The sequence below is a fragment of the Gordonia sp. UBA7599 genome, assembly GCA_002477755.1.
Classification (GTDB): domain Bacteria; phylum Actinomycetota; class Actinomycetes; order Mycobacteriales; family Mycobacteriaceae; genus Gordonia.
Genome location: DLKD01000015.1, coordinates 1 through 11,333 on the forward strand (window position 1 = coordinate 1; position 11,333 = coordinate 11,333).

At 68.4% G+C, this 11,333-nt stretch carries 10 protein-coding genes; 4 read left to right on the forward strand and 6 right to left on the reverse strand.

The window, feature by feature from the left end; translation table 11 throughout:
- The coding region (locus tag B4L26_RS01970; RefSeq protein WP_290715200.1) for a hypothetical protein at positions 1-471 on the reverse strand (471 nt) is incomplete at its 3' end.
- 383 nt (positions 472-854) lie between these two features.
- On the opposite strand from B4L26_RS01970, the gene B4L26_RS01975 reads away from it, so the two are divergent.
- From B4L26_RS01975 to B4L26_RS01985, 3 genes are read left to right on the forward strand one after another with little or no spacing between them, the layout of a single operon-like run.
- On the forward strand, positions 855-1,145 hold the full coding sequence (locus B4L26_RS01975) for a hypothetical protein (RefSeq protein ID WP_290715202.1): 291 nt from the start codon (positions 855-857) through the stop codon (positions 1,143-1,145).
- A gap of 9 nt (positions 1,146-1,154) precedes the next feature.
- Complete coding sequence (locus tag B4L26_RS01980; protein ID WP_290715204.1) at positions 1,155-4,607, forward strand: DEAD/DEAH box helicase; 3,453 nt, start codon at positions 1,155-1,157, stop codon at positions 4,605-4,607.
- Positions 4,608-4,645: 38 nt separating this feature from the next.
- A complete protein-coding gene (locus B4L26_RS01985) occupies positions 4,646-5,386 on the forward strand; it encodes a hypothetical protein (protein ID WP_324548489.1) in 741 nt (246 codons plus the stop codon).
- A 10-nt stretch (positions 5,387-5,396) separates the two neighbouring features.
- On the opposite strand, the gene B4L26_RS01990 is transcribed toward B4L26_RS01985, so the two are convergent.
- The 3 genes from B4L26_RS01990 to B4L26_RS02000 form a co-directional block, all read right to left on the reverse strand.
- Positions 5,397-6,758 (reverse strand): DUF2252 domain-containing protein, encoded by a 1,362-nt coding sequence (locus tag B4L26_RS01990; protein ID WP_290715209.1) that lies wholly within the window; start codon positions 6,756-6,758, stop codon positions 5,397-5,399.
- Entirely contained in the window at positions 6,758-7,759 is a 1,002-nt protein-coding gene (gene nrdF / locus B4L26_RS01995; protein ID WP_290715211.1) for a class 1b ribonucleoside-diphosphate reductase subunit beta, read from the reverse strand. Before nrdF ends, B4L26_RS01990 begins: the two co-directional genes overlap by 1 nt.
- Positions 7,760-7,935: 176 nt before the next feature.
- Positions 7,936-8,202 carry a hypothetical protein gene (locus B4L26_RS02000; RefSeq protein WP_290715214.1) on the reverse strand — a complete coding sequence of 89 codons (267 nt, stop codon included), beginning with the start codon at positions 8,200-8,202 and terminating at the stop codon, positions 7,936-7,938.
- A 9-nt stretch (positions 8,203-8,211) separates the two neighbouring features.
- Between B4L26_RS02000 and B4L26_RS02005 the strand changes: the two genes are divergently transcribed.
- Positions 8,212-8,853 (forward strand): LON peptidase substrate-binding domain-containing protein, encoded by a 642-nt coding sequence (locus B4L26_RS02005; RefSeq protein WP_290715217.1) that lies wholly within the window; start codon positions 8,212-8,214, stop codon positions 8,851-8,853.
- Between the two features lie 16 nt (positions 8,854-8,869).
- Here the strand turns inward: B4L26_RS02005 and B4L26_RS02010 are convergent, their stop codons facing one another.
- Both B4L26_RS02010 and nrdE read right to left on the reverse strand, forming a co-directional pair.
- Entirely contained in the window at positions 8,870-9,385 is a 516-nt protein-coding gene (locus tag B4L26_RS02010; protein ID WP_409563419.1) for a TrmH family RNA methyltransferase, read from the reverse strand.
- Positions 9,386-9,471: 86 nt separating this feature from the next.
- Positions 9,472-11,333: class 1b ribonucleoside-diphosphate reductase subunit alpha (nrdE, locus tag B4L26_RS02015; protein WP_290715222.1), on the reverse strand; the 1,862-nt coding region annotated here is incomplete at its 5' end.

Genomic DNA, 11,333 nt, shown 5'->3' on the forward strand with positions numbered 1-11,333 from the left:
CGCGGAGATCGCCGCGATCACCCTGCGCGCCGCCGCCGCGTAGCGCGCATAGCGCTCCTGGAGCAGGGCGCGGTCGTCGGGGTCGGTGATCCAGGGCATGAGCCCGGGGGTCACCTTGCCCTCGCGGAAGGCCGCGGGGTCGGCGTCGATGACGCGGTTGCAGTCGATGAAGGTGCGGGGGATTCGGCAGCGCAGCACGGCCACGCTGCGGGCGGGGTGCTGCGTCACGAAGCGCCGCGCGATGGCCTCGGCGAGCTCCGGGGCGCCGGCGTCGGTGTTGACGTAGAAGAAGTCGATGAGGGCGTCGGGCAGGGGGCTCCGGAGCAGCGCCTCGACGCTCGTGAAATCGACGGTGCGGGTGGCGCCGTGGGGAATCTCGATGACGAGGTCGGGGGTGGCCAGCGCCGAGGCCAGCGCGCCGCGCACCACCACCGCGTCGAGCACGTTGGGAACGGAAAGGAAGGGGACCATCGCTCTCCGACCGGTAGACCATGAGCGCCATCTCATCCGCAAGCCCTTGCCGCGGGAGGGCATCGCGGTGAAGCTCCGCCCCCGGTTACCCGATGATCTACGAGGTGTTTACGCGCATCATGGTGGGCCTCCCGGTGACGCAGGCCGCCGCCGCGGAGGTGCTCGCGGGCTTTCACGGCGGCCTCGGCCTGGAGCCCGATGCGCCCGTCGACGCCGTGTAGACGGCCCTCGCCGAGGCGGCCCCGCGGCACAAGCGCCACGAGCCCGACCGCCAGCGCTACGAGCTCGCGCTGGAGGCCCACGTCGACGGACGCTGGGACGTCGACTGCGCCCTCGCGGGCGTATCGGACGGCGCCCTCGACCCCAAGCGCTGCCAGCTCTGGGTGGGCGTGCGCGTCGAGCAGTGGGAGCACACCGCGCGCGCCGAGATGCCCGCGCAACTGGTGCGACCGAAGGCGCTGCGCAAGGGCGACCTCAGCGCGGGCTCCGACCTGTCGCGCGCGCTCGGCGTCGAAGTGAAGAAGCAGTTCGACCACGCGGCGAGGATGTTCCAGCGGGCGCGGCTGCAGATCGAGGGCGATGCCATCACGCGCACGAAGGCGCTGCCCACGAGCCGCCAGCACGAGATCGACTGGTGGCTGCTGCGGTGGATCGTTCCGGTGAAGGGGGCGTAGGGGTCTGGGATGGCATCTGCGAACACGGAATCGTGGCTCGACTTCCTCTCGATGGAGACGCTCACGTCCTCCTTCGGGAGCCCCGCGGTGCTCACCGCGCTGGGGCACAACTACCGCTACGCGAAGCCCCCGCAGCTCGTGGAGAGCGACGCGGTGGCGGCCGTCATGCAGGACGCCAACGTGCGCGACCTCGGCCTCTGGCGTGGCCGCCGCACGTCCACATTCGGCGTGTGGCAGCCGCGGGTCTCCTACCGACGCGACGCCCAGAACATCGCGCGGCTCTTCACCACCTGCAGCTGCGGGATGTGGTCGACGCAGTGCGGGCACGTCATCGCGATGCTCACCGACCTCACCATCGATCCGACGCTTCGTGCGCTCGCGCGGGACGAGCGCGCCGCCGCGTCGCGGCTCTTCGAGACGGCGAAGCTGCGGGGCGAGGCGCGCGAGGAGCTCCTGGCGTCGAGCTTCGGCGAGCAGTGGTTTCAGCACCTGCCGACGCCCAATCGCGAGGGGCGCTGGGACATGCGCCTCGCCGTGTTCGACGGGCGCGTGAGCGGCGCGTCGGCCTACGAGGCGTACACCCTCCCGACGCTGGAGCTGCGCCTCCAGGAGCACCCCGTCGGCGGCCTCTTCGACCCGCGCATGCTGCGCGTGCGTCGGCTGCCGCCCCTGGAGCGCCGCGTCTTCACGCTGGGGCAGCCGCTCTCCCGCTCGCGCAAGGGCGTCGCGCTGGAGGCGGTGCCCGCGTCGATGGCCCTGCAACTGCTCCACGCGTCGCGCCGCACGGTGCTCCTGGGCGAGAAGGGGAGCGAGCCCGTGCGCTTCGACGACGCCCCGGTGTCGGTGCGCGTGGTGCGTACGAAGCTCCCGCGGGGGCTCCTGTCGGTGCGCATCTCCGGGGCGGACGTCACCGACGCCAACGTCGCGCTGGAGGAGGTGCCCGCCTTGGAAGGCCGCTGGACCACGGAGGACGGCGCGCTCGACGTCTCGGCGCGGGAGACGGCCTTCTTCTCCGGCCCGTACCCCTACCTCTGGGTGCCGTCGCGCAGGGCCTTCCACCCCGTCGCCCCCAGCGTCGACGTCGACGTCGCGTGGAACCTCCACCAGCGCCCGACCGCAGAGCTCCCCGCGCGGCAGGCCGCGAAGGTGTACCGCGGGCTCCAGCGCACCCTCGGGGGCCACGCGGTGGGGCTGCCGCCGCCCGAGGAGATGGGTCTGGCGCCGCGCGCGACGCTCGACGCGACGGTGCGCATCGACGGCAAGCCCCTCGACGTCGTGGCGAAGGTGGAGGCGCGCTACGACTTCGGGACGCTCGCGCTGGGCCCGGAGGGGCCGCTGACGGAGGTTCCGTTCGAGCAGGACGTGCGGCGCGACGGGGAGCGCGAGCGCATGGCAGTGGCGCGCGTGGAGGCCGCGGGGCTCCGTTGGGATCCCGAGCTCCGCGCCTTCACCGTGGTGGAGCGCGAGGCCGTGGACTTCTGGACGAAGGGCCTCGCCTCGCTGCGCGACGCGCACACCGTCCCGCTCACGCTCCTCGTGGCCGAGAACCTCAAGGGCGTCGTGGTGCGCCCGCCGGTGAAGGCCCGCGTGCGCGTCTCCCTCGTGGGCAACCTCCTCGACACCGAGGTGAACTTCGACGTCGGCGAGCTCGCCGCGGACATCGAGCTCGTGCGCGAGGCGCTGCGCAACAAGCGCCGCTGGGTGGCCCTCGACGACGGCTCGGTGGCGGAGATTCAGGACGCCCTGGCGGTGTTTGTCGACGAGCTCTCGGAGGTGCTCCCGGACAAGGCCGACAAGCGCGCGAAGGGCCAGAAGGGCGCCCGCGTGAAGCTCGCGGCGCACCAGCTCGGGCGCGTCGAGCGCTGGATCGACGCGGGCATCGGCGGCGAGGTAGACCCCGCGGTGGAGGTGTTCCGCAGCCGCTTGAAGGCGCTCGCGGTGAAGGGCGACGCGGAGCTCGCGAAGGGGCTCCGGGCCGAGCTCCGGAGCTACCAGAAGCAGGGCGTCGCGTGGCTCCAGTTTCTCGACGGCCTCGGGACGGGCGGCGTGCTCGCCGACGACATGGGCCTGGGGAAGACGGTTCAGGTCATCGCCCTGCTGTGTCATGAACGAGACGGCCATGAGCGTGACGGGGCCGACCCCAACCCGACGCTGGTCGTCTGCCCGATGTCACTGGTCGGCAACTGGTCGGCCGAGCTCGCCCGGTTCGCCCCGCACCTGCGCGTCGTCGTGCACCACGGCCCGGACCGCTTGCGCGGCAACGACTTCCACCGCGCCGTCGTTGACGCCGACGTGGTGCTCACGACGTTCACAATCGCCTCCCGCGACCGCGACCTGTTGGCGTCGGTGCGCATCGGGGACCAACCGTGGGGCCGGATCGTCGTCGACGAGGCGCAGCATGTGAAGAACGTCGCGACGTCGGCGGCCAAAGCTTTGCGCGCCATCGACGCCGATCACCGGCTGGCGTTGACCGGTACGCCGGTGGAGAACCGTCTGGAGGACCTGCGCGCCGTGCTCGACCTGGTGAACCCGGGACTGCTCGGCTCCCCGTCGGCATTCAAGGCGCGGTTCGCCGAACCCGTGGAGCGCGACCGCGACCCGGTGGCCGCGGCGCGCCTGCGGGGGTTGACCCGACCGTTCATCCTGCGGCGCGCCAAGACCGATCCCGACATCGTCGCGGGGCTGCCCGCCAAGACCGAGCTCGTGGTGCGCGCCAACCTCACCGTCGAGCAGGCGTCGCTGTATCGGGCCGTCGTCGACGACCTGATGACCGCCCTGGCCGATCGTCAGCAGCGTGCGCTGCGCCGGCGGACGGTGCTGGCGGCACTGACCCGTCTGAAGCAGGTGTGCAACCATCCCGCGCACTACCTGGCCGACGGGTCGCCTCTCGTGCGGCGCGGTCGGTCCGACGGTCCGCACCGCTCGGGCAAGGTCGAGTTGCTCGCCGACCTCGCGACAACGGCCGTCGACGAGGGTGACCGCATGCTGGTGTTCACGCAGTTCGCCGAGTTCGCCCACCTCCTCGCGCCATGGTTGTCGGAGCAGTTGGGCGCGCCGATCCCGGTGTTGCACGGCGGCCTGCCGCGCGCGGAGCGCGACCGCCTCGTCGCGTCGTTCCAGGCCGATGACGGACCGCCGCTGCTGTTGGCGACCCTCAAGGCCGGCGGCACGGGACTGAACCTGACCGCCGCGAACCAGGTCGTGCACGTGGACCGGTGGTGGAATCCGGCCGTGGAAGACCAGGCGACCGACCGGGCCCACCGCATCGGGCAGGAGCGGCCCGTACAGGTCCGCAAGTTCATGTGCACCGGGACGCTCGAGGAGCGGATCGACGAGATGATCGCCGGCAAGCGCGAGCTGGCGGCTCTCACCGTCGGCGCAGGTGAGAGCTGGTTGAGCGACCTTGGCGACGACGAGGTCTTCGACCTGCTCGCCCTGCGCGACGAGGCGGTGAGCGAGTGATGGCCCGCGCATCAACGGGCCGTCGGAGCCGAGCGCCGGTGCGGTCGTACGGGATCACGCCGTGGGGTACGGCGTTCCTGCGCGCGTTCTCCCCCGCCGATGCCCGGCGCGCCGCCAAGGCCCGCGCCTATTTCCGTGACCGCCATGTGCATGCGCTGACCGTCGTGCCCGGTCGGATCACGTCGTCGGTCTCGGGCAGTCAGCTCGATCCGTTCGACGTCACGATCGATCTGCGCACCGTCGATGCCGCGACCGTCGTCGGGCTGTTGCAGCGCGACGGCCGCGCGGCCGAGTTGACCGAGGTCACGCGCGGCGGGCAGCCCGCCGGCGTGGGCGAGTTGGTGGCACCGACGGAGGCGGCCGATGCGAAGGCCGGATGCACCTGTCCGGTCGACGACCTGTGCATCCACGTACTCGCGACGGCATACGAGGTCGCGGCCATGGTCGACCGAGACCCGGCCGTGCTGCTGGACGTCATGGGCGCACCCCTGACCGACCTGCTGGCGCTGGCGAATGCGACCGAGACCCCGGTCGAGTGGTCCGCGAGGAACGAGCGGAGCGTAGCGAGACCAGGAGCCGAGCTTATCGAGACCGACTTCTATGGCGATCAGACAGCACTACCCGAAGCGCCGCTACTCCCCGATTTCTACGCGCTGACCGAGTTCGACGCGAAGCTCCTGCGTGCGGCCCTGCGGGCCACCGGCGTGATCCCCGGCGATGTCGCCGAAGCGGCCGACGGACTCGCCGCCCTCTACGACCGGATCACCGGGTTGCCGTGACGGCCGGCGATCACGGCCAGCCGGGAATCGCCGCGATACGCCCAGCCTCGATCGCCTCGGCCAATTGCGCGTGGTCGCGGGCGGTCTGGTCGTCGTAGGCGAATGCGAACCTCGTGAACGCATCCTCGACCTGGTCGGACTTGCCGAGGTAGTCGTTGATCGCAGCGACATCGCCGCTGCGCGCGTGGGCGCGGGCCAGCACGTGTCCGCACGCAAAGGCGTAGGCGGCGAGCTTGCCCGCGATTTCCTCGCCGTTGGGCACGACTTTGCCGTCACGGAACTGTCGGACGTAATACGCGTGGCCGTCGCCGACCGCCGAGTCGGTCCACCCGAGGAAGGCGTCGGAGGCACTTTGTAGAAGACGTTGTCCGTTGACCACGCGCTGCCCGTGCTCGGGGTATCGACTGGGCCCAAGGAACGGTTCGTATACCGACGGTCCCGCCTGTTTGAACTGCATGAAGAGCGGATCACCGGTGCGGCGCTCCTCCGCCAGGAGCAGGAACACCCGCATCCCGACGCTGCCGACCCCGACGACCTGCTGGACGACGTCGACGAGGTCGAAATGGCCGAGCACGCGCTGCACGTGGTCGGGCAGGGAGCCGAGGTATCGGCGGATGGCAGCCTCAAGTTCGGGGGCGTGCTGAGTCAGTTTGTGAGTGCGGTACGGCGGCTTCTCCGCTATCCGACGGCGCCCGTCTTTGACCGCGGTCAACTTGTCGAAGGCGCCCCTACTGGTCCTCGTGTCGGCACGCTCCAGGAGCCTGGCGGTGGTCTGGTCGTCCTCCCGTTGCGCATAGTTGGCGAACCGGTCCGTACCGACGACGTCGTACCAGATGTCTAATTCGGGCCAGTCGGCGTACTTGCGGATCCATTGCCGGTACCCGCGATATCCCAAGCGCACCGCCTCCCGTGCGGCACGGTTGCGCAGCCCGTTCTCGCGCGCGAGGACGACGATGCTGGCCAGGTAGCGCTTCAGGTCCCATTCGAACGGCCCCGGCAGCGTCTCGTCGAAGTCGCGCAGGTCGAACGCGAGTCGCCGCTCGGGGGTGTTCCACAGCCCGAAGTTCAAGATATGGGCGTCACCGCAGAGCTGGACGGTGATGCCACTATTCGGGGTGACCGCCAGGTCGGCGGCCATGACCGCTGCTGCACCGCGGTAATAGGTCCACGGTGAGGCACCCATCCGGCCGTAGCGGAGGGTCAGCAGCTCGGGATCGCGAATACCCTCCTGCGCTCGGAGGGCGGCAATCGGATCCTGCTCGCGCAGGGAGGGGCTCCAGTCCCCCAGCGACCGGCGCGGCAGTACTTTGCGCCGGGCCCTGCCGTCGACGTCGCCGAGTTTGCTCAGCGAAGCAACCGCAGGCACACCCATCAGAAGTCCCAGTCCTCGTCTTCGGTGTTGACGGCCTTGCCGATGACGTAGCTGCTGCCCGAGCCGGAGAAGAAGTCGTGGTTCTCGTCGGCGTTCGGGGACAGCGCGGAGAGGATCGCCGGGTTCACGTCGGTCTCATCGCGCGGGAACATCGCCTCGTAGCCGAGGTTCATCAGCGCCTTGTTGGCGTTGTAGCGCAGGAACTTCTTGACGTCCTCGGTCAAGCCCACCTCGTCGTAGAGCGACTCGGTGTAGTCGGACTCGTTGTCGTAGAGGTCGAAGAGCAACTCGAAGGTGTAGTCCTTGAGCTCGGCGCGTCGCTCGGGACTCTGGGTCTCCAGGCCACGCTGGTACTTGTAGCCGATGTAGTAGCCGTGCACGGCCTCGTCGCGGATGATCAGGCGGATCAGGTCGGCGGTGTTGGTGAGCTTGGCGCGGCTGCTCCAGTACATCGGCAGGTAGAAGCCGGAGTAGAAGAGGAAGGACTCGAGCAGCGTCGAGGCGACCTTGCGCTTGAGGGGGTCGTCGCCGCGGTAGTACTCCATCACGATGTTGGCCTTGCGCTGGAGGTTGTCGTTCTCCTCCGACCAGCGGAACGCCTCGTCGATCTCCTTGGTCGAGCACAGCGTCGAGAAGATCGAGCTGTAGCTCTTCGCGTGCACCGACTCCATGAACGCGATGTTGGTGAGGACGGCCTCCTCGTGCGGCGTCGTCGCGTCGGGGATGAGCGAGACGGCGCCGACGGTCCCCTGGATCGTGTCGAGCAGCGTCAGGCCGGTGAAGACCCGCATCGTGAGTTGCTTCTCGTATTCGGTGAGGGTGTTCCACGACGGGATGTCGTTGGAGACCGGCACCTTCTCCGGCAGCCAGAAGTTACCGGTCAGACGGTCCCAGACCTCGGCGTCCTTCTCGTCGGGAACGCGGTTCCAGTTGATGGCGCTGACCCGGCTGACCAGCTTGATCGGTGCGCCATCGGCAGGGCTGTGGGCGGTCGCAGACATGACACCTCGGTTACTCGCGAAGAAGAATGGGCCCCCGTTGCCGGGATGCGGCCAACACTACTCGTAGCGGCCCATCGCGGTGCGCACCACAAGATGGTGTGTCTCGTCGATTTTCGGCGTGTCGGGTCCGGCGTGTCTTCGGGCGCCAACAGGGCACGGAACCGCTACCCCCGCGACTAATAGGCCACGCTCCGCAACTCCTGCCATGTCACGCTGGCGAACTCCGGCACCACGCCGTCGCCGTCGACCGACGCGTCGGGGAGTCGGTACACCGGCTCCTGCCGTCGGCATCGATCCAAAACCGCGATTAGACCCTCGGTCACCAGGGCTGAAGGCGTCCGGCGCTGGGTGTCGGCGACTCGCTTTACCTCGTTGATCAAGTCTTCCGGAAGGTCGAAACTGGTCTTCACCCAACGATGCCATTCCCGAACACCGACAGGCATGCTGGAGATATGACCACGCTCCCGATGTTCCCCCTCGAACACGTCCTGCTGCCCGGTGAGCCGCTGCAATTGAACATCTTCGAGCCGCGCTACCGGGCACTGGTCGCTGACATCCTGGCCGGCGGCCGGTGTTTTGGCGTAGTGCTCATCACGCGGGGCAGCGAGGTGGGCGGCGACGACGAGCGCAGCGACGTGGGCACCGTCGCACAGGTCCTCGCCCACCGGGAGCTTCCCGACGGCCGGTTCCAGCTCGCATGCACCGGCAGCGATCGGTTCCGCGTCACACGTTGGCTCCCCGACGACCCGTACCCGCTGGCCGACGTGGAGATGTGGCCCGACGGTCCGTCGGGCACACCCGAGGAGTGGGACCGCGCACTGGTCCGCTTCGCCGAACGTTTCGAGCCGGTGGAGGACTGGTTCGTCGATGCGGCCCGGCGCGAGGGCAAGTCACACCCCGGACACATCGGCCCACCCGCCGACGCGGAGCCCAGCGAGTACACGTTCGGGAAGACCACCGCGTTGCCACTGCCAGAACTGGACCGCTACCGGATCCTCTGCGCCCCCGACCCGATCGCCCGGGTCGACGTTATGCTGCGCGCCCTCGACGACGTCGAGCCGCTGCTGCGTGACGTGCTGCGGCCCGAAGACTGACGCCGACCGGGGACCCCTACAGCAAGCCGGCGAGTCGATACAGCACGAGCGAACCGGCCACCGCGACGTTGAGACTCGCGCCGCGCCCGACCATCGGGATCTCGACGGCCTCGTCGAGCAGGTCGAGAACATCGGATGCGATTCCGTGACGCTCGTGTCCGAGGACGACAACGGTCCGCCCACAGGCGGCGGGCAGATCGGCGAGCCGCGTGGCACCCTCGATGAGTTCGACGCCGATGATCCGACTGCCTTTGAGTCGCTCGTTCTCGATCCAGCGGGCCGGATTCCCGGTGCGATGGACACACGATCGACCGGGGACAGTGTTGCCGCGACGCAGTGCGTCGGACACCCAGTCGTGCGGCGGTACCGCCATGCAGGCGCCGACGGCGTCGCAGGTCCGCAGGAGTGTTCCGAGGTTGGCACCGTGCTGCGCCCAGAGCGGCGCGACGATGAGATGGCCCCAACAGGAGTGGCTTCGACGACGACGGTCTCGGCGGATCTCGTCCGGCGTGCGGACGCGCATCCCGCCCATCAGAGCTTGTGAGGCTCAGCGCCCCTTCCAGGGTTCAGTTTCAGCACCCGACGACGGTAGCACCGCGCAATAGTTGCATCACACAACTACAGCATGCAGGATACGCAACCCTCCACCTCGGTCCCCTCCAGCGCCATCTGGCGCAGGCGGATGTAGTACAGCGTCTTGATGCCCTTGCGCCAGGCGTAGATCTGCGCCTTGTTGACATCGCGCGTCGTGGCGGTGTCCTTGAAGAACAGCGTCAAGCTCAGGCCCTGGTCGACGTGCTGGGTCGCGGCCGCATACGTGTCGATGACCTTCTCGTAGCCGATCTCGTACGCGTCCTGGTAGTACTCCAGGTTGTCGTTGGTCATGTAGGGCGCCGGGTAGTAGACGCGGCCGATCTTGCCTTCTTTGCGGATCTCGATCTTCGCTGCCACCGGGTGGATCGAGCTTGTCGAATGGTTGATGTAGCTGATCGAGCCGGTCGGCGGCACCGCCTGCAGGTTCTGGTTGTAGATGCCGTCGCGCGCGACGGCGTCCTTCAGCTCCCGCCAGTCCTGCTGGTTGGGGATGTGGATGCCGGCCTCGCCGAACAGGTCGCGCACCTTCTGCGTCGCCGGCTCCCACACCTGGTTGGTGTACTTGTCGAAGAACTCGCCGCTGGCGTACTTGCTGTTCTCGAAGCCCTCGAAGGCGCTGCCGCGCTCGCGGGCGATCCGGTTCGACGCACGCAGCGCGTGGAAGAGCACCGTATAGAAGTAGATGTTCGTGAAGTCGATGCCCTCTTCGCTGCCGTAGAAGATTCGCTCACGGGCGAGGTAGCCGTGCAGGTTCATCTGCCCCAAGCCGATCGCGCGGCCGCGCTCGTTGGCGAGCTTGATCGACGGCACCGAGTCGATGGACGTTTGATCGGCGACGGCGGACAGGCCGCGGATCGCGACCTCGATGGTCTGTCCGAGGTCGGGCGAGTCCATCGCCTTGGCGATGTTGAGCGACCCCAGGTTGCAGGAGATGTCCTTGCCGATGTGCGAGTACGAGAGATCCTCGTTGAACCGCGACGGCGTGGAGACCTGCAGGATCTCCGAGCACAGGTTGGAGTGGGTGATCTTGCCCTCGATCGGGTTGGCACGGTTCACCGTGTCCTCGAACATGATGTACGGGTAGCCCGACTCGAACTGCAGCTCTGCGAGGGTCTGGAAGAACTCGCGAGCCTTGATCTTCGTCTTGCGGATGCGCTTGTCCTCGACCATCTCGTGGTAGGTCTCGGTGACGTTGACGTCAGCGAACGGCTTGCCGTAGACCCGCTCCACGTCGTACGGGCTGAAGAGGTACATGTCGTCGTTGCGCTTGGCCAGCTCGAAGGTGATGTCGGGGATCACGACGCCCAGCGAGAGCGTCTTGATGCGGATCTTCTCGTCGGCGTTCTCCCGCTTGGTGTCGAGGAAGCGGTAGATGTCGGGGTGGTGCGCGTGCAGGTACACCGCACCGGCACCCTGGCGCGCACCGAGCTGGTTGGCGTAGGAGAACGAGTCCTCCAGCAGCTTCATGATCGGGATGACACCGCTGCTCTGGTTCTCGATCTTCTTGATCGGGGCACCGTGCTCGCGGATGTTGCTCAGCAGCAGGGCCACGCCGCCGCCGCGCTTGGACAGCTGCAGCGCCGAATTGATGGAGCGTCCGATGGACTCCATGTCGTCCTCGATGCGCAGGAGGAAGCAGCTGACCGGCTCGCCGCGCTGCTTCTTCCCCGAGTTCAGGAAGGTCGGCGTGGCCGGCTGGAACCGGCCGGAGATGATCTCGTCGACGAGTTGGCGCGCGAGCACCTCGTCGCCGTCGGCCAGCGTCAGCGCCACCATGCAGACACGGTCCTCGAAGCGCTCCAGGTAGCGCTTCCCGTCGAAGGTCTTCAGCGTGTAACTGGTGTAGTACTTGAACGCGCCGAGGAACGTCGGGAAGCGGAACTTCT

Bases quoted from the DNA above. Each gene is read 5' to 3' on its own strand.
- B4L26_RS01980 (WP_290715204.1), top strand. From the start codon at position 1,155: ATGGCATCTGCGAACACGGAATCGTGGCTCGACTTCCTCTCGATGGAG.
- B4L26_RS01990 (WP_290715209.1), bottom strand. From the start codon at position 6,758: ATGGGTGTGCCTGCGGTTGCTTCGCTGAGCAAACTCGGCGACGTCGAC.
- nrdF (WP_290715211.1), bottom strand. From the start codon at position 7,759: ATGTCTGCGACCGCCCACAGCCCTGCCGATGGCGCACCGATCAAGCTG.
- B4L26_RS02000 (WP_290715214.1), bottom strand. From the start codon at position 8,202: ATGCCTGTCGGTGTTCGGGAATGGCATCGTTGGGTGAAGACCAGTTTC.
- B4L26_RS02005 (WP_290715217.1), top strand. From the start codon at position 8,212: ATGACCACGCTCCCGATGTTCCCCCTCGAACACGTCCTGCTGCCCGGT.
- B4L26_RS02010 (WP_409563419.1), bottom strand. From the start codon at position 9,385: ATGGGCGGGATGCGCGTCCGCACGCCGGACGAGATCCGCCGAGACCGT.